The sequence below is a fragment of the Flavobacterium cheonhonense genome, assembly GCF_035671315.1.
GTDB classification, from domain to species: Bacteria; Bacteroidota; Bacteroidia; order Flavobacteriales; family Flavobacteriaceae; genus Flavobacterium; species Flavobacterium cheonhonense.
In genome coordinates, this window is the sequence record NZ_JAXAVY010000002.1 from 555,970 (window position 1) to 579,440 (window position 23,471).

Below are 23,471 nucleotides of genomic sequence, written 5' to 3' on the forward strand. Positions count from 1 at the left end.
TAAATAGAAATTACGAATTACGAATTACGAATGGAATGAGTAGTGAATATCACAAATAGCCCTCTGTTTAATAACTCATATTAACTCACTTTACTATTGTTTTAATTTCCTAATTACAATAATAGAAGTACTAACTACATTAATTCGTAATTTATTCCGCTGCGCTCCGATTATTAATTTTTCTTAATATCAAATGCCTCGGGTCGTAATTCGTAATTCATAATTCGTAATTACTAACTCACCGTTACCGCTCCCATATACACACTAGTCGCATACGCTTTCCCATCGGCGGCGGCAAAAGTAATCCAGCTTTGTACCTCTAGGCCGTTAAAAAAGGCAGGCAACTGCACCTCAGCCGTGGCATCATCGCGAAAAGCAGCGTTTAGGGTGGTAAAATACAGGTTCTCGGCCGGGGCATATACCACCACTACCAATTGATCGGTAGGCTTGGCCGCTCCCTGCCCCGAGTTGTCCTCCCAGGTATACGCCAGCTTATTGGTAGGCGCAGCCGCAACCGTTGGGTTTTGCACCCCGGTTAAATCGCCTTTACTGATAAGCACTTTGTTGTACAAAATTTCAAAAACAGGGTCGGCATAAGTCACCGCCTCTTTCATGTGGTAGGACATGGCCTGGTTGCGTCGGGTGAGTTCCCCGCTGCCGCTGCCAAAGTACAGCGAAATCACATTGCTCATAGGCGTTAGAAAATCGCTTACGGTGGTAAACTTTAAGCGTTGCAGCATTTGCACCTCGGTAGGGGTGCGATCGGTTTTTTTTGGCAAAGAGCGCATTACGTCTTTACCGCGCCAGCTGGCTCCTACTACTGTACCAACTTTTCCTGAAAACGGGCCTAAAATGCCCTTGTTGTAAGTTCCCATAATTTTAATTTTTTAAAGGGTTACTATTTTAAGCATCAGCCCATTACGGTAACTGATTAAGGCCAAAGCTAGTACACCCTTTCCTCCCCAACAAGCCCGCCGCCAAACATGACCGGTGTTGACCGGTTATGACTACTATTGACTATTGTTGACTACTCCTGACTGGTTTTGACCGGTATCTTCACACCCGTCTCCCACTCTCGTTCGGGTTTGGTTCGGGTTTGGTTCGCAAATGGGGTACTTTTTGCGAAGGAGAGCCGAAGGAAGGTGGAGGGTTGTGGGTTGTGGGTTGTGGGTTATGGGTTATGGGTTGTAGGTTGTGGGTTGTGGGTTGTGGGTTTTAGGTTATGGGTTGTAGGTTGTGGGTTGTGGGTTGTGGGTTATAGGTTGTGGGTTATAGGTTGTGGGTTATGGGTTATGGGTTGTGGGTTGTGGGTTGTGGGTTATGGGTTGCGGGTTATAGGTTATGGGTTATGGGTTATGGGTTGTGGGTTATAGGTTGTGGGTTATGGGTTGCGGGTTGTGGGTTGTGGGTTGCGGATAACTCCTAAGTAGAGACTTTGAACTCGCAACCCGTAACCGACAACTTTACCCCTTTTTTTGTATTTTTGACAAAATTAAACTGCACTATGTACCGTATTGTTTTGTATGCTTGGCTTTGTATAGCGTTTTTGTGTCCTCTGGCTTTGGTTGGGCAAACGCTTAGCCATTACAAAGGCTCCTACCAAAATGGGCAAGCTAATTATACCTATTACGAAAACGCTAACTTAGAGCGCATTATGCACGGGAAGTTTAGCTATACGGCTAAGCTAACCGATTACAGCCCTGTAACTTACCAGCTTACAGGTGCCTATGAGCACAATGCCAAACACGGCGTGTGGGAATGCCAAACCATTCGCACGGTTACCGATAAACGGGTGGGTACCGTAAACATTACCGAAAGCTTTACGGGTACTTTTACCCAAGGCCAACGCCAAGGCGTGTGGACCTATACCAAAACCGTACGCGAACAAAAAAACAGTAAAACAGCACCCACTACTACCAAAACAACAGCGCAATTTAATTTTGTAAACGACACCCTAACCGGCCATATTGATTTTGATGGGATTAAAGGCCAACTCAGCCCTGATGGTTTGTTTACAGGCAATTGGCAATTACAACATAAAGACTGGCGTAACGATACCGAATACTTGGCCTCGTTTTACCAAAATACCATAACCGGGCTTACCCTAAGGCAAATGGCTACCGGACAAATTAACTACCAATACCGTGAGCCTAATGTGGTAATGGCTTTGCCTAACCATACCCAAGCCATACAAACCCACAACGGCCAACAATACCAATTGGTTCCCCTACCCAAGCTGGATCCTAACTGGGGCGAAGCCAACGACCAATTTTTTATTAGCTTTTACACCCTACTCACCACTAAGCTCCAAGCTTTAGACACCGCCTTGCAACAAGTACCCATAGGCAGTAACCCTTTTACAGTAATTGCCCCGCTAAAGCTTACTGTAGTTACCAACTAAAAAGTGGTTTGAAACTTTGTTGGTAATTACGGAAAACCATAAAAACACTACCCTCCTATTCCTTACCTTTAAACCCAAACCTAAGGTTACTCACCGTCAAAGTTTAAGAATTTATCCCCGAAACTGGGTGTTAAAATCCCTATCAATGGGGATTGCAAGTGTGAGAATTTTTCTTTATGTTTGAAAATTACCCTAACCCTTAAAATAGTGCATGCTTTATGGCTAAAACTACTGTAAAAGCCGATATTAATTTTGAACAAGAACTTTGGAAAGCTGCTAATGAGTTGCGAGGCGCTGTAGCTGAGAACCAATATAAAGACTATGTGCTACCCATGATTTTCCTAAAGCACATGAGCGAACGCTATGAAATGCGCAAGGAAGAACTGGTAGCCTTAACCCAAGACAAAAACTCTTCTTATTACACCAATGACCAAGAGGAAATTAACTATGTGCTGGAAGATGCCGACGAGTACTTGTCTAAAAACGTTTACATCATTCCCAATGAAGCCACTTGGGAGTATTTAAAAGCCAATGCCGAGCAAGACAACATTAAGGTTATTGTAGATGATGCTTTTGACATACTAGATGCCACTTTGGCTAAGTTTAGACCCGATTTAAAAGGCATATTACCCCGTATTTTTATAAAAAGCCAACTCACAGCCCGACAAGTAGGCGGACTAATTAATTTACTCTCCAACCCTAAGCTCTCGCAAAAGGAAAACCCTGAGAGTGATGTATTAGGGCGCGTTTACGAATACTACATTGGCAAGTTTGCCTTGGCCGAAGGCAGTGGTGCCGGACAGTTCTTTACACCCGGCAGTATAGTGCGTTTGATGGTAGAAATGATTGAACCCTACGAAGGGAAAATATTTGATGCGGCTTGCGGTAGCGGTGGTATGTTTGTGCAATCGTTAAAATTCCTGCAGTCCCACGGAGGTGATAAAAAGAACATTGCCATTTACGGGCAAGAGCGTTACGACGGTACTTTGCGTTTGTGTAAAATGAACCTAGCCCTGCGTGATTTGTCGTTTGATGTGCGCTTGGGCGACTCCTTACTACAAGACAAGTTCCCCGATTTAAAAGCCGACTTTATCATTGTAAACCCACCGTTTAATGTAAGCCAATGGCACCCGGAGGACTTACCCGAGAACGACCCACGCTTGTTTGGGCCGAAAGAAGAGTTTACTACCCATGGCAATGCTAACTATATGTGGATGCAAACCTTTTGGAGCCATTTGAGTGATAAAGGTACTGCCAGTGTGGTAATGGCCAATGGTGCCATGACCTCTAATAATAAAGGCGAGAAAAACGTGCGGGAGTTTATGGTGAATAACGATATGATTGATTGTATTGTGCGCCTACCCGACAAACTGTTTTTAACCACCGGCATCCCGGCCTGTATTTTTATTTTGAGCAAAAACCGCGATGGTAAAGACGGCCAACACCGCAAACGCTTGGGCGAAATCCTGTTTATAGACACCAGTAAAATGGGCACCATGGAAAGCCGCAAACTGCGTGTGTTTACCGATGCTGATATTGACAAAGTAGCCGCTACTTACCACGCATGGCGCAATGTCTCCTCAGATTTGTCATCCCGAGCGCAGTCGAGGGACGGTGAGCCTTACCAAGATATTGAAGGCTACTGTTATGCTGCCACCCTTGCCGAAGTACAAAAGCAAGACTATAAACTAACCCCGGGTATTTATGTAGGTACCGAAGAAGTGGAAGACGACGGGATTGCCTTTGAAGATAAAATGGAAGCCTTAAAAACACAATTGCAAGCACAGTTTACGAAAGGGAATGAATTGCAACAAAAGATATTGGAGAATTTTGAGAAGTTATAATAATCAATATTCTATGTAATAACTATAAACTTATAAGATATCTTATTAAAATTATGATTAACTGGGAAGCGATAAAAAAAGCAATTTTTGAAGAAACTAAAAAGATTTTCAAAGATTATACAGAAGAACAATTAATGGAATTAATTCAACTGTTTGAACTTTGTCTATCAGTTAAATTAAATAATTCCGATCTTAAATTAGACGGTATAGAATCCCGAATTTCAAATGCTCTTCAAATTATTTTAGTAGACGATGTAGGTAAACCAAAAAAAACTGCACTTTTTACAGATTTTGCAAAAATTGAACCTTTTTTTAGAAAGGTACTATACTTAGTTAACCAAGGTAAATATGAGAAATTTGATAAAGAAAAAAAAGGTCTTTCCGCTTTAATTGGTGCGCTAAGTCTTAATCCAGGCAATATAGATTTTGAGATTGAAGATGCAGAAAAATTAAAAACTACAAATTTTAAAGCTTATCATCTATTAAAAGCTTATAAATTAAGAAATTTAGAGAGCCATTTATGTGAAAACTGGTCACTAAAAGAGCTTTATGAAAATATAGAAAATATATTAATAGTATATATACTCGTTGTCGACAGATGGAAAAATGAACTTGCAGAAATTATAAGCAATGAAAATTTACAAAAAGAGCAAGATTTTAAACCTTATCTTAACTCTGTAAAGGAAGATTTTAAGTCTCGTATCGGTCGCTTTGTTCACATTAAAGGACATGAAGACATAAGATTATCACACAATCTTGTAATAGAAAATGGTATCAATGATCAAGAAAATGAAAGGATAGAAAGAAGAGGTTCAGTAAATGATTTAAGAAAATCAAGTGTGCCTGAAAAGAGAATGTTAATTTGGGGTGATGCTGGTATGGGTAAAAGTACAACCTTAGAGTATTTAGCCTACGTAGATGCTGATAAAAAGCTAAAAGACCCATTAAACAATATTCCTGTTTATATATCTTTAGGTTTATTGACTGACAAATCTGTATCTATTAAAAATACAATTTTTTCTAAAATTGGAGTTGATGAAGTTTTAGGTGAGCGTATGCTTGTGGAAGGTAGAATAAATTTATTTTTAGATGCAATTAATGAGATTCCACGAGATGACAGTAACCAATTAAAAACGATTAGGCTGCGCGAGATTCAGAGTTTGGTTAAAATCTATAAAAAATGTTTTATTATTTTATCAAATCGCCCACAAGATGAAAATATATTCAAAGAAGTTCCTGTTTTTCAGCTTCAGAAAATGGATATTGAACAAATTGAAATTTTTTTAAATAGAAATACTGACAGTAAAGCCGAAGCTCAGGCAATTTTAAAGAATATTAAAGAAGATGATAGATTAGAAAAAATAATCAGAGTTCCGTTAATGTTGTCACGCCTAATTGAAATTTATAAGGTCAGCGGGGAAATACCCAAAAGTGAAGGTGAAATTATTGGCAAGTTCATTCAAAGTCTTTATTTGAGAGAAATAGAAGAAAAAAAAGATGGAAATTTTCATGTTAAGACCATCCATACTTTATTAAGACATTTAGGTTACTGGAGTTTAGAAAATAAAGATACAAATTCTGGTATGCCAGAAAACGAGGTTTTAAATTATTTTTTAGAAAGTAAACAAAAATATGGTTTAACTATTGACATTATATATGTCTTGGAAATAGTTACTCAATTAGGTATTTTAGAAAAGAGAGATAACCTTTATACATTTGCTCATCAGGCATACCAAGATTACTTCCATTCTCAAGAAGAAATTGCAATTTTAGGATTATGATGAAGGACTTAAATAATAAGGCAAACTATGAAAAGTACTTTCAAAGTATTCGTTTCTTTTATCATAGTCTTCCAATAGAGAAAAAACATGATTTTTTAAGACAAGTAGCTTTTTATAATATTTATTTAGCTGCACAATGTGTTATGTCTTCGCAAAAAGATGAAATTATTGAAGAAGAATTAATTTTAAAAGCTGAATTTTTAGCAAAAGATTTTAATGACCCTAACAACTCAGCTAGAGGTTTCTTAGCATTAGCTGAGTTTGAACAGTTTATCCTCATTTCAAAACTTTTAAAAAATGTTCAAAAACCTACGAAACAACACTTAACAATATTTAAGAAAATTTTTGAAAACAATAATGGGCAGGAAATTTTTTTCCAATTATTAGATGTATTACTCGATTTACGCAATATTCAGCTAATTTCTTATTGTATAACTACTTATAATGGAACAATAGTTGTAAATTCAGAAAACCAAAAAATCATTAATATCTTATTATTGTTTTTATTTGAAAATGGCAATTATGGTTTAGCTAAAATTATTATTGAAAAATATGACCTTTATAATGACATCAAACTTATATTCGATGTTGAACCTTTAAAAATCGTAGAGGATTTATTAAAAGCTAATAGAAAAAAACTTCAAGCAATTAAATTAGCTTATGAAATTTACAACCGCTATAATTTGATAAAACATATTAACGCAGAAGATTTTATTAATGTAATAGTTGGTAGTGATAAAGGATTAGTTACTGCAATTAGTATTGCAACTAGACAACATATCAATAGTAAACAAGTAAATGAAAAAATTTCAAATCTATTAAACCCTAAAAGAGGCAACCAAAAAGCAATTAATAGATTACAAAAAAAAGTTACTCAATTAATTAACAATGGTCTTTTAATATATATTTCAAGGAATGTATCTCTTTCTGAACAATTCGATAGGTTTAAAGAAGCTCTTAATTACGATTATGATAAGAAAAAAAGTTTGCTCGAAATTCCAATTCCAATTTTTATAAGTACCGAATATTCTATTTATGATGATAATGTAGAAATTCCTCTTAACAAAACAATAGAGGAAATAGTTGATGATTATTTTAAAATGAAAAAGAAACCTTACCTTGAAAATTTAGTAAATATGCTTAGTTTTCACTTTAAGGCATCGTTCAAAGAAATATCTCATGTGTTAAGAAAATATGAGTTATCAGGTAAAGTTAAAGTTGCGTTAGATTATGGGTATTACGTTATGGGTGAAAATATTGAAACCAAAAGTTTATTTTTCCTTCATCCAGCACAAGCATTTGAAATAAATGACATTTATAATCATTTGGATGAAGGAAGTAATGTTGATTTTAGAATTATAGGAATAAATAGAACTACTTTAAGATTTAATATTTCTAGATTAAAAGAATTTCAAATTTGATAATATTTTTATTCTGAGAGACTACTAAAATAAAAACCTAATGCCAAACAACTGGAAAACACATAAACTCGGAGATATTGCAGAAATTAAAGGTGGTAAAAGATTACCGAAAGGAGATGTTTTAATAAGCAATATTACAAATCATCCATATATAAGAGTTACCGACATGGGAACTCGAAATATACCTATTGAAAAAGTTCAGTATGTCCCTGAAGATGTTTTTCCAAAAATATCAAGATATATAGTAAATACAAATGATTTAATTCTTTCAATTGTAGGTACTGTTGGTTCAGTTTCTATAATTGACAAAAAATTAGACAATGCAAGTTTAACTGAAAACTGTGTAAAAATTACTAACCTAAAAGAGGTTGACTATTTGTTCCTTTATTATTATTTAATATCTGATATCGGTCAATTTGAAATAAGTAAAGGAATTGTTGGTTCAACGCAACCAAAGTTACCAATTTACAACATTAATGATTTGGAAATTGTTTTACCCGAAAAAAAACAAGAACAACAATCCATAGCCTCCATCCTCTCCGCCATAGACGACAAAATAGAAAACAACCTTGCTATTAACAAAACTCTCGAGGAAATGGCCATGGCGCTATACAAACACTGGTTTGTAGATTTTGGACCGTTTCAGGATGGGGAATTTGTGGAAAGTAAATTGGGGATGATTCCTAAGGGTTGGGAGGTTAAAAAAATAACAGAGTTAATTGAAGTTAAAGACGGAACACATGATTCTCCAAAAAGAGTTGAAGAAGGCCATTTTTTAATAACATCTAAACATATGACTGGAAATAGTATTGATTTTTCTAGTGCATATAAAGTAAGTTTTGAAGATTTTACTAAAATTAATAAAAGGAGTTTAGTAGAAAAAGGCGATATTTTAATGACAATGATTGGAACTGTAGGTAATTTTTATTTTGTTAATGAAGAACCTAATTATGTAATAAAAAATATTGGTTTGTTTAAAACTTCAAAAGCACCAGAATTGCAGTCATATTTTTATTCTTATTTCAAATCTAAAATTGGTCAAGAATATATAAAAGCACAAATGACAGGATCAACTCAACAATATGTTACTCTAAATACATTGAGAAATTTTGATATTATTATTCCAAATAAACAAACATTAACTAGTTTCAATCAAGTAACAAATGATTATTTTGAAACAATAATGTTAAATACAAAAGAAAACCAAACCCTAACCCAATTGCGAGATACCTTATTACCTAAGCTTATTAGTGGTGAGGTACGATTAAAGGAGTTTAAAGAAAACTAATTGTAAAGAAAAATGACCACCGAAGCGTTAATAGAACAAGCCACCATAGACTGGCTAACCGATTTGGGATACCAGCACATAAAAGGGCCTGACTTGCCCGAGAATGCCAATGCGGTTATCCTAAAAGGGCCACTGTTATCGTTTATCCAAAAGCAATACCCGCACTTGCCCGAGGAATTGCAACACTTGGCTGTGGCCGATTTTTGCAATAACCAAGGCGCTGATATAGACTATTGCAACAGAGCGTTTCATTTAAAACTCACCAAAGGGTTAGATTACGAATACAAAGATGCCCAAGGCAACGAAAAGGCAGTCCACCTCTACCCGATTGATTTTCAACATCCGGAAAATAATACCTTTTGGGCAGTCAATCAGTTTAGTATCGTAGGTAAAAACAAACGCCGCCCTGATATTATTATTTACATCAACGGGATTCCGCTGGTGCTGTTTGAACTTAAAAACTGGTTCGACGAAAACACCACCATAGCCGAAGCTTTTAATCAAATAGAACATTACAAAAAAGACATTCCGTTATTGTTTGAATACAATGCAATTTCCATAATAAGCGACGGCAACGAAGCCCAACACGGTATGTTTAATGCCCCGGCTGAATGGTACGCCGCTTGGAAAAGTATAGACGGCACTACCATTATAGAAGACGATTTTCAGATGCATACCCTAATACACGGGTTGTTTCCCAAAGACCGCTTGCTCAACTATATTAAAAACTTTGTGTTTTTTGAAGACCACAACGGCACCTTAATTAAAAAAGGGGCTAAATACCACCAGTATTTTGGCGTTAACTTTGCCGTTGCAGCTGCCAAAAAAGCCATTAAGCCCTATGGCGACGGTCGTATTGGGGTTATATGGCATACCCAAGGCAGCGGTAAAAGTATTTCGATGGCCATTTATGCGGGTCTCTTGCGTAGTTTGCCCGAATTGAAAAACCCAACCATAGTGGTACAAGTAGACCGCAGCGATTTGGATTTTCAGTTGTATGAAAACTTTGTGTTGGCCAAGGACTTGGTAGGCGATGTACAACATGCCGACTCCACCGATGACTTGCGCCGTTTGTTAGCAGCCGGAAGTGGCGGTGTAATTTTTACCACCATAGAAAAGTTTCGTCTAAAAGCCGGAAACGACAACCAACTGGGCGAAACCGAACACCCTATCCTATCCGAAAGAGAAAACATTATTGTGATGGCTGATGAAGCCCACAGAACCCAATATGGGTTATTAGACGGCTTTGCCTCTAACTTGCGCAAAGCCTTACCCAATGCCTCTTTTATAGGCTTCACCGGTACACCGGTTGACAGCAAAGATGCCGATACACAGGAAGTATTTGGTCAAACCATACATATATACGACATTAAACAAGCGGTAGACGATAAAGCTACCGTGCCCATTTACTACGAACCACGCCTAGCCAAGCTACACTTGTGGAACGAAAACTTAGACGCCGAAGTAGAGGCTATTACGGCTGAAGTAGAAGACGACAGCAACCTAAAATGGGCAGCCATTGAAGATGCCGCCGGAGCCGAAGAACGAGTAGCCAAAGTAGCCGAGGACATTATGAAACACTTTAAAAACCGTACCAATACCTTACCAGGTAAAGCTATGGTCGTTTGTATGAGCCGACGCAACAGCGTTAAAATGTACAATGCTTTAAAAGCCATAGAAGGCTGTCCTGAAATTGCGGTAGTCATGACTGGGAATATCTCGACCGATCCTATTGAATGGAACGAGCACTTGCGCACCCAAGACGCTACCGAAGCCTTAAAGAAACGTTTCCGCAATCCGAAAGACCCGTTGCAAATCGTTATTGTTCGCGATATGTGGCTGACAGGATTTGACGCGCCTTGTGTGCATACGATGTATGTAGATAAAATTATGAAAGGTCATAACTTAATGCAAGCCATTACTCGCACCAACCGCGTGTTTAAAGACAAACCGTCGGGCGTTATTGTGGATTACATCGGTATTGGCGATCAATTGAAAACAGCTACCAGTAAATACACCGGTGGTGGAGGCAAAGGCAAACCAACTATTGATATGGAACAAGCATTGAATATGTTCTTTAATCAGGTTGCCCTTTGTAAATCGTTATTACCGGAAGGCATAACCTACCAAGATTGGAAAGGCTTACGCGATGGTGATAAATTGTTATTGGTTAGAAAAGCCTTAAACGACATCATTAAAAACGACGAGGAATCAAACCAGTTCATGCTGGAAGAAAAAAAGCTTACGGGTTTACTTTCTATTGTAAAGTCGCAACCTCAAATTCAGGAATACTCAGTAGATGTATTGTTTGCACAGCACTTGTCAAAAGCCATCCGCAATGCTAAATCGGTAAAAAGTAGCCGAGGCAATCAGAAAGAGCAAATCAAAGAATTAATTAGCCGCAGTATAGAATCAGAAGACATTGTAGATGTATTTGCCATGGCAGGTTTAGAGCGTGCTGATATTTCTATTTTGAATGAAGAATTCCTTTTGGGTGCCAAAGAAGAAAAAGACAGTATTGATATCAAAATAGCGTTGATGCGTTCCATTTTGTTGGATGAAGTAAAGCTACGTTTGCACAAAAACATTAGAAAATATACTTCGCTAAAAGAAGAACTGGAAAAAGTGATAGAACGATATCATTTGAATGCCATTGACTCCTATACCACCATAGCCGAACTGATAGAACGCGCCAAGCAACTGCAGGACGAAGACCACCGAATAAAAGAGTTGGGATTAAGCGATGAGGAATTGGCGTTTTATGATATTTTGGCTTCTAAAAAAGAAATCATCAACGAAAGCGGACCTATTCAAGACATAGTCCACGGCGTAGTAAAAGCCGTTAAAAGCAACCTTCAAATTGATTGGATGAATAAAGAAGATGCCAAAGCAGCCATCCGCTTAGCGGTAAAAAAAGAACTGCGGGGTAAAGTCAGTATCAGTGAACTGAACACCATCTTACAAGAAATCATGGAACAAGCTGAAGGGCAGTTTAGTGAGTGGAGGGCGTAGTTTTAATAGATTAAATAACAATGAATGGAAGATAATCAAAATAAAAAAAAGAGTAATCCTATATATACTGTATTAATGATTACAGTTTTAGTTTCTTTACTATGGGGAGTACCCAGTATGATTCATGGTAAAGGTTTTTTAAACGGAATTATAGAAAATATTGAAGCTTTGATAAACTTTATCATATTAATAATTGTTGGCTATGTTATATACAAGATATTTTCAAAATAAATAATTTTTACCAATAAAGATTTACAACTATTAACATCACCGCTACCACACGAAATGCAATTCGACGCAGTCAATCCCTTCGCATCTCAATTAAAAAAAATGTTTGAACTGTAGTAGTTTACAAAATTTGTGGATTGATAAACCTCACAGAACCAACGACTACACTGAAAAAACTTATGAAATATCACGCCTCTTCAAAGACAAAGGCATGATGCAAAAAAATAGTGCCATTGGATTTTAACAAACCAATGCCGCAGCCAATGAATTTAAAATAATATAAAAATGTGCCACTCCACCACCACCCTAAGACTCTGCACTTGCGCAACCAACGCACAAGACCTGCCGCATTACTGGGTGTTGTACCGTTACCATCCGGATACGGGTGTGATGGTAGTGGGGCAATTGTTGCTGGCGGATTACGGGTTTTACCTCTCGGAGGGTTTGGAACCCTCCGAGAGGTAATTGACAGGCAACAAAGTATATTGGAGCAACTCACCACCGGAACACCGTTTGACCAACCTATGGCCTTAGAAGATAACGATGTGTTAGCCATAGTACTCAACAACCACCAGGCCACCCAAAGAATGGTGTTTTATTATAGCTACCAACAAGGTACTTGGGAAATCACAACCACCGACTGTTTTGAGTTGGAAAGCCATTATGACGAGTTGGTGCAAGGGAAAGCGGTTTACCTCTCGGAGGGGTTCCTACCTCTCGGAGGGTTTTGAACCCTCCGAGAGGTGAAACCCCTACTCGATAACCCAATCCGCAATCCCCGTCAAGTCCTGCTCCTGCTCATGGTAAGCCACAAAGGCGGCCTTAGAACCATAGGCCTCCAGCACTGCCTGACGGTTTAACAAAGTAGGTTGTTCGGAAATTATGGTACCATAAGAACTCCACGGATACAGTATAGCGTTATGGGTTATACCATGGTGTACCGGGTTGTGGTGTATGTAGTAAATAAGATTGTTAAAATACTGTTGGTTATCAACCAGTTTGCGCTCAAACCTACTTTCGAACAAACTGCCGGTGCGTTGGTAACGCTTATTGATACTTTGGGTATAGGCATTAAACAAATGCGAGAACTGACGAGAAGCGTCTATAGTTTTCGGTTTATCGTGTTTGGAATAAGTAAATTTCATTACGTCTATTTCAGCCAAATCTTTTACCCTAATTAAAAAATGAAAATGATTTTTCAGCAGGCACCAAGCATAAGTGTCGGCTATGGGATGGATGTACTTGGCGTATAGTCGCAAAAAGTGGTAATAGTTTTCCGGTTCAAAAAAAATAGGCGCGCTGTTGTTACCCCTGTTATATACATGGTAACAATTTCCAAAAGAAAGCGGCTCCTTAACTTCCATACGAGTCAAATCGCTTAGACGGATCTTCCTGCACTATACTCCTAATGACTTCCTGAGTAAAAAACTTTTTAGGATACAAATACCTACCGCCTACCAGCACGCAAGGGATGGCGCCGCTTTTGCGCAGGCGGTACAGTTTAGAAGGGCTGCAACGCAGCAGGCGTTCCATACGGTGACTGTCTAAAAACTCCTCGTCATGGGGGACCGCTTGTTCCATCCTGAGGTGTTGTCTCACTTCGTTAATGGCCTGCATCAACAGGCGAAATTCTTTACTTCCCATAGGTTAAAATATTGGTTAGGAATGCTTTACTATGGTATTTGTAAGCTAATATATACAAATTATTTTTGTTTTGCAAGAAAAGTTGGGGTTGATGTTAGATAAGGGATAAGGGATAAGGGATAAGGGATAAGAGATAAGGGATAAGGGATAAGGGATAAGGGATGAGGGATGAGAGATGAGAGATAAGAGATGAGAGATAAGAGATGAGAGATAAGGGATGAGAGATGATGGACTATAGTTCTCTGGACTTCCTGATTAGCATTAGGGATACTCGAACTGACGGTATAGTAGTAACCCGGATCCTACTTTAAAACAATAGGCCTGTAAACTCGAAACCCACAAATGCATTTTAAAAATTAAGATTTTTTTTATACAAAAAGCCTTTAAATTGAAAGATATTATTTATTTTTGATAAAATACAATATTGACTATCTGTTAGTTACCTACTCAAAAAAAACAATACATAATAACATAACTTTACTCTTTTAACTTATGAAAAAAAGTCTCTTCCTAATAGCTATGTTGTGCTCAACAGTTCACATGGTGGGACAAAAAGGATGGTTTACGCTTTACCAAGACTCGACTATGTTGGTTAAGGATGCCGAAAAAATAACTACCGCTTTTAAAAATGACATCAAAAGACTCAGTCCTAATACCAAATATGAGATTAAAGCCGTACTAAACACTACGCCATTTCTTATTTATTATGACAACAGAGACCTAACAGCTAATTTACCCTTATGGGAGCAGGTTATACCGGAGCAAAAAAGTTTCTTTTATGAAGTAGCCGGCAATGAATCGGAGGGAAAAGAAATATTTGGACTGTTTTTTAATGGTTTTTATTTGCCCCATGAACTGGCTCATGCGTTTCAAGATGCAACAAGTAAAGGTGAAGTGGCCCTTTCGTATCAAAATGAGTATTTGGCCAATACCATAGCCATACTGTGGTGGCGAAAACAACTAAAAGAAGAAGACTTACAAAAATGTTATGCGTATGCTAAAAAAATAGCGGCTAAACTACCCAATCCGGTACCTGAAGGCATGACTGAGGAAGCGTATTTTACTAAAAACTATGAAGCGGCTTCCCAAAATCCGTACATCTACGGCTACATGCAGTTTAGGCAATTTATCAAAATATATGAAGATAAAAGTTTGCCCGATTTTGATACTTTTGTAAAAACCTATCTAAAACAAACCCAATAAATCAGATTGATAAGGTAAATGCTTTAACACCATTACAACAATGCTTTACAAATTAACAGCCTCTTTTTTAAGCAGTGTGTTACAAACCATTTTGTATGGATTACTTTTAGTATTGGCTTATTATTGTTGGAGTATTCCTAATGCCAGCCTCATTATTGGAACGGCTTTCCCAATAGTTATAGTAGTGTTTTTCTTGCTGGTATTCCTGCAAAACTGGATCACCTTTACCGCAAAAAAAAAGATTGGTTTTATAGTCTTCGCAGTCCTTACGCTTTTTTGGGTATTGCCTTTTGTAACCAACTTCACTTGGTTATCGCCGCTCCTTGTGGCTTGTAATGCTATAATTTTATACTTACCGATACTACTGAGAAAAAAAGTTACTCAAAAGCAACAGTTAGGATAAAGATTATTGATAACCGATAGCCCTCTGTGCATCGCTACTTCTCCGTGAGTTTCTGTGCAACCCGTAATTATATAACTATGTGTTAAAACAACAAAAAGCCCTACTACACTACAGCAGTAATCATTAAAAAATATTCAAAATAAAATTATTTTTGATATTATTTTTTTAATAAATTTTATTTTTTATTGAAATATCAATAATTAAGACTACCTTTACCCAATATTAATACAATATTTATTATGAACGAAGGAACTATTAAGTTTTTCAATGAAGCCAAAGGTTTTGGTTTTATTACCCCTAACAACGGAGGTCAAGATGTTTTTGTACACGTAACAGGTCTTAACGGCACTGTACGTGAAAACGACGCTGTGACTTATGCTGTTGAAAATGGCCAAAAAGGCCCACACGCTGTTAATGTAAACGTTATCTAAGATATATTTACCTTTGCCAACTAAGCCGGTCTTTAACGAGATCGGCTTTTTTATTGGTATACATCGGATGTTCAGATACTCAGATTCTAAGACAAGCAGCTACCGCGCAAATCCCCTCGCCTGACCATTAAATAAAAATTAAAAAAAATTATTGATACGCTATTAGTTTTAAAACTTGGTGGTTGATAATCACGTGAAGGGATTGATTGCGTCGAATTTCATTTCGCTCGGTAACGGGGGAAATTCGTAATTGTTCATTCGTAATTCGTAATTGTTCATTCGTAATTTATTGCGCTACGCTCCATACAGTTCGGCTGTCCCTCGGGTCGTAATTCCACTCCACTCTGTGCACCTCCTTTTGCTCTGTGTAACTCGCCTCTTAAAAACGTCAATATTTAGAGCTTAATTATTCTCAAAGAAAGAAAAAAAATAGTATTCATTTTTTAACAAAAAAAATTATATTAGCAGAAATTTAATACAATTTGAAATATACTACTTTAATTAAGTAACTAATATAAAATGTCGGAAATACCGAAACAGCGACAAAAAATTCTGAAAGTAGGTCATCCCTTAAAATTAATTACATATGAGAAAAAGAGTTTTTATGTTAACCGGTTTATTGAGTATGAGTTTAGTATTCAATAGCTGTGGTGTTATGTTTGGCGGTAGTAAATACAACGGTACTATCAAAGTAAAAGACAAACCTAATGCTGAAATATTTGTTAACGGACAAAAACTAGGTAACGGACAAGCAACCAGTTTATTTTCAAGAGACCAACCTTTGGTGGTAGAAGTTAAAGAAGAAGGTTGTCCTACCAAAACCCAAACATTTGACAAATCATTCAGAACCGGGAACTTTATCCTTTCCGTTTTTTCATGGGGTCTTGTTGGACTTGCTGTCGACTTAGGAACCGGAGCTTCCTACAAACCGGCACACCGATCTAACTCAGCCATCAAAAAAATAAGCGATAAAGACTATGAGTTTGAAGTTGACTATTCTGAATGCAAAAAATAACAACCTAAATCCCAACAAAAAAGCCCCAACCGGGGCTTTTCTTATTTTAAACTGTTTAAACTTTGCTCTATCGTGGCAATCTTGGCTAAGGCATCGGCCTCTTTTTTGCGTTCGTTGGCAATCACTTGCTCCGGCGCACCGGCTACGAATTTCTCGTTGGCCAATTTACCTTGTACACTGCGCAGGAAGCCTTGAGTGTATTTAAGTTCCTCAGTCAGCTTAGCAATTTCCGCAGCAATGTCGATGTTACCGGATACCGGTATAAAGTACTCATTCGACTTCACACGGTAGGTTAACGCACCATCAACTTTATCGGTAACATAGTCCAAATCGGATAAGTTACCCAATTTAACAATTATGCTGTCAAAGTAAGTCGAGGCGTTTTCGTGGTTTACCACTTTTAAGGCTACGGCATCTTTCATAGCAATGTTTTTGTCCTTGCGAATGGTTCGGATACCGGCTATGACTTCGGCAGCCAACTCAAAATCGGCTATTAACTTTTCGTTGTAAGCGGTTAGCGTTGGGTACTCGGCTATAATTAAGGCTTGCTCCGGTGTTCTTTCGGCTATGTGTTGCCAAATCTCCTCGGTTAAGAACGGCATAAACGGATGCAACAGCTTTAAGTTGGCTTCCAACATTTCAATGGCTTTGTCAAACGTGGCACGGTCGATTGGCTGTTGGTAACCCGGTTTAATCATTTCCAGGAACCACGAACAGAAGTCGTCCCAAACCAATTTGTATATCGCCATCAAGGCGTCGGACAAACGGTATTTTTCAAAATGGTCTTCAATTTCCGCTAAAGTTTGTTGCAACTTGGCTTCGTACCATTCGATAGCTACTTTGGCACTTTCCGGTTGCGGAAGATCGGCTACTTCCCAACCTTTAACCAAACGGAAGGCATTCCATATTTTATTGGCAAAAGCTTTACCGTTGTTGCACAACTCTTCGTCAAACAAAATGTCGTTTCCGGCCGAGGCACTCAACAACAATCCTACTCTAACCCCATCGGCACCAAATTTTTCAATCAGTTCCAACGGCTCAGGCGAGTTGCCTAACGACTTCGACATTTTTCTTCGTTGTTTGTCGCGCACCAATCCGGTTAAATATACATTGGTAAACGGCTTTTCGCCGGCATATTCGTAACCCGCAATAATCATACGCGCTACCCAGAAGAACAAAATGTCCGGTCCGGTTACTAAATCGTTGGTAGGATAATAATATTTAAAATCTTCGTTTTCCGGGTCTAAAATACCGCCAAACACAGCCATAGGCCACAACCAAGAGGAGAACCAAGTATCCAAAGCGTCGGGATCTTGCTTGAGGTTGTCGGTTGTAAGTTGTGGGTTGTTGGTTTTGGCTCTCGCAAGCTCGAGCGCAGTTTCTATATTTTCAGCTACTACAAAATCTTCTTTGCCGTCGCCGTAGTAGTAGGCCGGAATTTGTTGTCCCCACCACAATTGGCGCGAGATGTTCCAGTCGCGGATGTTTTCCAACCAATGACGGTAGGTGTTGTTAAAACGCGATGGGTACAATTTGATTTCTTCGGTTTCCAATACCGCTTTGATGGCCGGTTTTACCAATTCTTCCATGCTAAGGAACCATTGGTCAGACAAGCGAGGCTCGATTACGGCTTTGGTGCGCTCTGAAGTCCCTACTTTATTCAAATGCGTTTCGGTTTTGGCTAAAGCGCCTAAGGTTTCTAATTCGGCTGCAATGGCCTCACGCACTACAAATCGGTCTTGGCCTTGGTAGTGCAAGCCATAGGAATTGAGCGTTGCATCTTCGTTAAAGATGTCGATAATTTCCAGGTTGTGTTTTTCGCCTAAGGTTTTATCGTTCACATCGTGTGCCGGCGTTACTTTTAAACAACCGGTTCCGAATTCCATATCTACATACTCGTCGAAGATAATCGGGATTACACGGTTGCAAATCGGCACAATAGCTTTTTTACCTTTTAGGTGAGCGTAACGCTTGTCCTCCGGATGGATACAAATAGCAGTATCACCCAGTATGGTCTCAGGACGTGTTGTAGCGATGGTTACAAACTCGTTAGTCCCTTCGATTTGGTATTTTAAATGATAGAGTTTGCCTTGGCGCTCTTCGTAAATTACTTCTTCGTCAGACAAGGTAGTTTTGGCTTCCGGATCCCAGTTTACCATGCGGTAACCGCGGTAAATGAGTCCTTTGTTATACAAATCTACAAACGAACGAATTACGGAAGCCGACATGTCGGGATCCATAGTAAACTTGGTTCTGTCCCAATCGCAAGAACAACCCAATTGTTTTAACTGCTCTAAGATGGTACCGCCGTATTTGTTGGTCCAATCCCAAGCGTGTTTGAGGAACTCCTCACGAGTTAAATCGTTTTTGTTGATGCCTTCGCTTTTCAACTTAGCCACTACTTTGGCCTCGGTAGCAATCGACGCGTGGTCGGTACCGGGTACCCAACACGCATTAAAGCCTTTCAAACGGGCACGACGAATCAACACATCTTGTATGGTGTTGTTTAACATGTGTCCCATGTGCAAGACTCCGGTCACATTGGGTGGCGGAATGGTAATGGTGTACGGTTTGCGGTGGTCTGGCTTGGAATGAAAATAGTTGTTTTTCATCCAGTAGTCGTACCATTTTTTTTCTACTTCTTGGGCGTTGAATTGCGCTGGAATCATATGATAGATTGTTAGACTTCTTAGATTATTGGACTTCTTAGATTGTTAGCTTACAAAAGTGCGATACGATTCTCTTTTAGCCCCGATTGCAGTGGCGCCTTGCAGAACGTAAAGCGGGAATATGGATAACAGACACACACTAACCATTGCTTCGCCAATTCGTTTCACTCGTGCCGCTCCTAACCCTCTGGCACAGCTTTTGTAAACTGAATTGCAAAAGTAACTAATAAAGACTTTAGAAAAAATTAAGAATTAAATTTTTGTGTATTAATTTAAACCCAGTATTTTTACTAACCAAATGCAACGTTTGACCTATGAAAAAAATAATACTTATCGCAACTATATTGTTTAACACAATGGTATTTGCACAAGACGGTCCTAAAATTGAGTTTAAAGACAAAGACAACACCATAGATTACGGTAAAGTAACCAAAGAAGAGGATAGTGGTTTGCGTGTTTTTGAATTTACCAATACCGGCAATCAGCCCTTGTTGATTAAAGATGTGAAAAGCAGTTGTGGTTGTACGGTGCCGAGTTTTTCCAAAGACCCGATTATGCCGGGCAAAACCGGAAAGATTGAGGTGAAATACAATATGAATCCGGGGCCTATCAGAAAAACCATCACAGTGGAAAGTAACGCGGTGAATGTAGACGAAGGTAGAATAGCCTTAAAAATAAAAGGCGAAGTGATTATCAAACCGGTAGAGAACCTGCTGGAAAAAAAGACAAAAAGTCCGTTAATGCAATAATAGAAACTCCCGAATGATCGGGAGTTTTTTTATAGGATACTTTTGAGTTGGAACTTGTAGGTTAACTGCACGCCTTTGCGTTCTACAGTGATTACAATGGTTCTACCGTCTTCGGATTTAAGGAGTTCGTTGATTTTTTCGATGGTTAAATAATGGGCATTCTTGCCGTTAAGACTGATTATGCGATCGTCTTTTTGCAAACCGGCGGCTTGTGCCGGCGAGCCTTCTCTAACATTAAAAATTCGGAATACCGGCTTTAACTCAAACTTGATTTTTAAGTTGTCCTGTACATGGCCCATATTGTCTTGCCTAGCGGTATAAACCGCTGCTGTACCACCTCGTTCTTGATAGGTTTGAGTGACCCATTCCAAACCATCGTGTTGGACTTCGAGACCACTCATGTTAAAGTTAAACGGCATCGAAATTTTGGCACCGGGTTTAGCATAGATACAACTGCCCGGATAATCAAAAAAGATAGAGAAACGCGACAATACACCACCACCCAAAGAACCAACTCTATCCTGAACAAAACTTACACTACTGACAGACGTTGAATCCGGAAAAGTACCTATCGGATTTTTAAAATTGGTATCGCCAAAAGTGAAACTTTGCATTCTGGCCCTTTGACCATATACATTGCCACTAAAACCCCTACCTAAAAAACATTTAATCGACTTGGAAGGTAACGTCAGATTGGGCGCTTCACTCAAAAACAACCAAATGGCATCACTGTTGCCGGTATCGATAAGCATTTTAGACGGATGAGATTGGTTTACAGTCACCACATTGGTAGTGTAATAAGGCTTATTGTTTTCAAGACTAATCGCCTCTTTTTTATGTGATTTAAGGATTCTTTTTCTAATTTTAATATGTGAATCGGCATACACTATCACCTTTTTGCGATCGTAATTAATCTCAACCAAATGGTCTTTAAAAAAGTGATACCCTATAATACCATTTACAGGTATGCCTACTTGAGACGAAAAGTTAAACTCTTGGTCTAAAATCAAATAGAGCTCGTGGTTGTCATCAACAAAGCCTGAAACTTCAAGCTTGTTTTTAGAGGATTTAAAGGCCTCAACCGCCTCGTTAGCTCCTAAACCTTTCAATTTGATTTTTTCCAATTGATGCAAACTCACTTCTTCCTTGTCGTCTAAACTAAAAAGCACCGTTTCTTCTACTCCGGTATCCAACAAAAAAGTCAAAGTTTCGCCATTAACCTTTATAGGAATAAAAATTAAATTGTTGATCATTTGAAAAGGAATAACGGCTTTTTGTTGGCCTTGGGGCAATTGAAAAGCCGATTGACTAAAACCAAAAGTAAGGCTGATACAAAACAAGAGTAAAGTGTAGAAAAAGCGCATTCGATGTGATTTTCGCTAAATTTACTAAAAAACAAAGGTGAAAAAATAATTTTTAACAATTTTTAAGGCGATAAATGCATTGTTTTCAAACTAAAAAAATCGCAAATTTGCAGCTCTAAAATCAACAACATGCCTAAGATATCAATAAAAGGGCAGCAAATGCCTGAATCGCCCATCCGTAAGTTGGTGCCATATTCTGAAATTGCTAAGAAAAAAGGACATAAAGTATACCACCTCAATATTGGTCAACCCGATATCAAAACGCCTGAAGTAGCCTTGAATGCGGTAAAAAATGCCGACATCAAAGTATTGGAATACAGCCACTCGGCCGGTTTTGAAAGTTACCGCAACAAACTATCCGCTTACTACAAATCACATGGCTTACCTATTGATACCGCCGATATTATTATTACTACCGGAGGATCCGAAGCCTTGTTGTTTGCCATGGGAAGTACTATGGATGCAGGCGATGAAATTATTATTCCCGAGCCATTTTACGCTAACTATAACGGATTTTCAACAGCATCCGGTGTAACCGTAGTGCCTGTAATTTCTACTATAGACGAAGGTTTTGCCTTACCACCGATTGCCGCGTTCGAAAAACTGATTACGCCTAAAACCAAAGCCATCTTAATTTGTAATCCGGGCAATCCAACCGGTTATTTATACTCACAAGAAGAAATCATGCAGTTGGCTGAAATCGTTAAAAAACACGATTTATTCCTGATTGCCGATGAGGTATACCGCGAGTTTATTTACGACGAGAATGAAAAACACTTCTCCGTAATGAACGTGCCTGGCTTGGAAGAACACGCCATCATGATTGACTCAGTTTCCAAAAGATACAGCATGTGTGGCGCACGTATTGGTTGCATCGTTTCGAAAAACAAGGCTTTAATGGCCACCGCGATGAAATTTGCCCAGGCTCGTTTGAGTCCGCCAACCTACGCTCAAATTGCTAGTGAAGCCGCGTTGGAAACGCCGCAAAGTTATTTCGACGATGTGATAGCCGAGTACAAAGACCGTCGCGATACCTTAATTGCCGAACTGCAAAAAATTGAAGGCGTAAAAGTAGCTACGCCTAAAGGTGCCTTCTATTGCATTGCCCAATTACCGGTGAAAAACGCCGATGATTTTGCACAATGGTTATTGGAATCCTACGACAACAATGGCGAAACCGTAATGGTAGCGCCGGCAGCCGGTTTCTATTCTACTCCGGGCGTTGGATTAAATGAAGTCCGCATTGCTTACGTTTTGAAAAAAGAAGATTTAATCCGCTCTGTAGCCATTTTAAAAGAGGCATTGAAAGTGTACAATGCCTAATTTTCAAACCATATCATAAACAAAAAACGCCTCCATTAACAGAGGCGTTTTTTATTTTTGGAGCGCACCTTTTGTCTTTCTTTCACTACTGCTCCCGCTCCCGAAGCTTCGGGACGCTACACGGTAGCTCGCTGCTGTCGGGGCTAAATTCACCTTGGGTAGTTTGTTAGAACAGTGCTAACTACAAATGAATCAAATGAAAACCGTATTCCGAAATCACTAGCTTATGGGTTTCGCGGTAAATTAAGTACTTATTAACCATTACCAACGTTTCAGTAGTAGATGGAAAAATATAGTCGCAAAAAGGCTGGTTGACTTCAAAAAAAGTAATCGGGTCTTTAATTTTTTCTCCCCGAAAATAATACTCAATAATCAAAGGAGTATCATAGCGTTGAGCTTGCTCAAATACAGAAGACAATATCATGGGTAGGTTAGTTTGTGTTGGGTGTGTAAATGTAGAGAATTCTTATAAATAGTAAATGTTAAAACCATGACCTCAAGATGTTAAAAAAGGAAGTTGTTAAACGGCAAAACAGTAAAAAACTTACAATAAAAAGCCTATCAGAACCAAATTAACGAACTACCATCAACCCAAAAAATCTAAGCCTATCCCAAAAACCTTATTTTAACCATTACTACATCAATAAATTGTTATATTGATATTGCTATTGCAAAAAAAAACACCCGCTCATCAG

At 38.5% G+C, this 23,471-nt stretch carries 20 protein-coding genes; 14 read left to right on the forward strand and 6 right to left on the reverse strand.

What is annotated here, in order from left to right:
- Positions 1-233: 233 nt before the first annotated feature.
- Positions 234-875: a DUF6266 family protein gene (locus SK086_RS08415; protein WP_324690916.1), complete on the reverse strand. Its 642-nt coding sequence runs from the start codon at positions 873-875 to the stop codon at positions 234-236.
- A gap of 629 nt (positions 876-1,504) precedes the next feature.
- On the opposite strand from SK086_RS08415, the gene SK086_RS08420 reads away from it, so the two are divergent.
- From SK086_RS08420 to SK086_RS08455, 8 genes are all read left to right on the forward strand, one after another.
- Positions 1,505-2,401 carry a hypothetical protein gene (locus tag SK086_RS08420; protein WP_324690917.1) on the forward strand — a complete coding sequence of 299 codons (897 nt, stop codon included), beginning with the start codon at positions 1,505-1,507 and terminating at the stop codon, positions 2,399-2,401.
- 218 nt (positions 2,402-2,619) lie between these two features.
- The gene (locus SK086_RS08425) at positions 2,620-4,245 is read left to right on the forward strand and encodes a type I restriction-modification system subunit M (RefSeq protein WP_324690919.1); all 1,626 of its coding nucleotides are present in this window, start codon (positions 2,620-2,622) and stop codon (positions 4,243-4,245) included.
- 53 nt (positions 4,246-4,298) lie between these two features.
- A complete protein-coding gene (locus SK086_RS08430; protein ID WP_324690920.1) occupies positions 4,299-6,026 on the forward strand; it encodes an NACHT domain-containing protein in 1,728 nt (575 codons plus the stop codon).
- Complete coding sequence (locus tag SK086_RS08435) at positions 6,023-7,447, forward strand: hypothetical protein (protein ID WP_324690921.1); 1,425 nt, start codon at positions 6,023-6,025, stop codon at positions 7,445-7,447. The genes SK086_RS08430 and SK086_RS08435 overlap by 4 nt, the downstream gene beginning before the upstream one ends.
- A 40-nt stretch (positions 7,448-7,487) precedes the next feature.
- Positions 7,488-8,735, forward strand: a complete 1,248-nt coding sequence (locus tag SK086_RS08440) for a restriction endonuclease subunit S (protein ID WP_324690922.1) — start codon at positions 7,488-7,490, stop codon at positions 8,733-8,735.
- Between the two features lie 12 nt (positions 8,736-8,747).
- Complete coding sequence (locus tag SK086_RS08445) at positions 8,748-11,747, forward strand: type I restriction endonuclease subunit R (RefSeq protein WP_324690923.1); 3,000 nt, start codon at positions 8,748-8,750, stop codon at positions 11,745-11,747.
- A 24-nt stretch (positions 11,748-11,771) separates the two neighbouring features.
- Positions 11,772-11,978 carry a hypothetical protein gene (locus tag SK086_RS08450; protein ID WP_324690924.1) on the forward strand — a complete coding sequence of 69 codons (207 nt, stop codon included), beginning with the start codon at positions 11,772-11,774 and terminating at the stop codon, positions 11,976-11,978.
- A gap of 317 nt (positions 11,979-12,295) precedes the next feature.
- Positions 12,296-12,706 carry a hypothetical protein gene (locus tag SK086_RS08455; protein ID WP_324690925.1) on the forward strand — a complete coding sequence of 137 codons (411 nt, stop codon included), beginning with the start codon at positions 12,296-12,298 and terminating at the stop codon, positions 12,704-12,706.
- A 21-nt stretch (positions 12,707-12,727) separates the two neighbouring features.
- Here the strand turns inward: SK086_RS08455 and SK086_RS08460 are convergent, their stop codons facing one another.
- Positions 12,728-13,339, reverse strand: coding sequence for a hypothetical protein (locus tag SK086_RS08460; RefSeq protein WP_324690926.1), 612 nt, complete (start codon positions 13,337-13,339; stop codon positions 12,728-12,730).
- Positions 13,329-13,556: a helix-turn-helix domain-containing protein gene (locus tag SK086_RS08465; protein WP_324690927.1), complete on the reverse strand. Its 228-nt coding sequence runs from the start codon at positions 13,554-13,556 to the stop codon at positions 13,329-13,331. The genes SK086_RS08460 and SK086_RS08465 overlap by 11 nt, the downstream gene beginning before the upstream one ends.
- A 555-nt stretch (positions 13,557-14,111) precedes the next feature.
- Here SK086_RS08465 and SK086_RS08470 point away from each other — a divergent pair.
- From SK086_RS08470 to SK086_RS08485, 4 genes are all read left to right on the forward strand, one after another.
- Positions 14,112-14,822, forward strand: coding sequence for a hypothetical protein (locus SK086_RS08470; RefSeq protein WP_290876184.1), 711 nt, complete (start codon positions 14,112-14,114; stop codon positions 14,820-14,822).
- A gap of 40 nt (positions 14,823-14,862) precedes the next feature.
- The gene (locus tag SK086_RS08475; RefSeq protein WP_324690928.1) at positions 14,863-15,225 is read left to right on the forward strand and encodes a hypothetical protein; all 363 of its coding nucleotides are present in this window, start codon (positions 14,863-14,865) and stop codon (positions 15,223-15,225) included.
- A 239-nt stretch (positions 15,226-15,464) separates the two neighbouring features.
- On the forward strand, positions 15,465-15,656 hold the full coding sequence (locus tag SK086_RS08480; protein ID WP_290876188.1) for a cold-shock protein: 192 nt from the start codon (positions 15,465-15,467) through the stop codon (positions 15,654-15,656).
- Positions 15,657-16,242: 586 nt separating this feature from the next.
- Complete coding sequence (locus tag SK086_RS08485) at positions 16,243-16,671, forward strand: hypothetical protein (RefSeq protein WP_324690930.1); 429 nt, start codon at positions 16,243-16,245, stop codon at positions 16,669-16,671.
- 41 nt (positions 16,672-16,712) lie between these two features.
- Here the strand turns inward: SK086_RS08485 and SK086_RS08490 are convergent, their stop codons facing one another.
- A complete protein-coding gene (locus SK086_RS08490; RefSeq protein WP_324690932.1) occupies positions 16,713-19,340 on the reverse strand; it encodes a valine--tRNA ligase in 2,628 nt (875 codons plus the stop codon).
- A gap of 314 nt (positions 19,341-19,654) precedes the next feature.
- Here SK086_RS08490 and SK086_RS08495 point away from each other — a divergent pair, with 314 nt between their 5' ends.
- Complete coding sequence (locus SK086_RS08495; RefSeq protein WP_290876192.1) at positions 19,655-20,089, forward strand: DUF1573 domain-containing protein; 435 nt, start codon at positions 19,655-19,657, stop codon at positions 20,087-20,089.
- 29 nt (positions 20,090-20,118) lie between these two features.
- Here the strand turns inward: SK086_RS08495 and SK086_RS08500 are convergent, their stop codons facing one another.
- A complete protein-coding gene (locus SK086_RS08500; protein WP_324690934.1) occupies positions 20,119-21,453 on the reverse strand; it encodes an aspartyl protease family protein in 1,335 nt (444 codons plus the stop codon).
- 129 nt (positions 21,454-21,582) lie between these two features.
- Here SK086_RS08500 and SK086_RS08505 point away from each other — a divergent pair, with 129 nt between their 5' ends.
- On the forward strand, positions 21,583-22,776 hold the full coding sequence (locus SK086_RS08505) for a pyridoxal phosphate-dependent aminotransferase (protein WP_324690936.1): 1,194 nt from the start codon (positions 21,583-21,585) through the stop codon (positions 22,774-22,776).
- A 181-nt stretch (positions 22,777-22,957) separates the two neighbouring features.
- Here SK086_RS08505 and SK086_RS08510 read toward each other — a convergent pair whose 3' ends face one another.
- Positions 22,958-23,200 carry a hypothetical protein gene (locus tag SK086_RS08510; RefSeq protein ID WP_324690938.1) on the reverse strand — a complete coding sequence of 81 codons (243 nt, stop codon included), beginning with the start codon at positions 23,198-23,200 and terminating at the stop codon, positions 22,958-22,960.
- Positions 23,201-23,471 lie beyond the last annotated feature (271 nt).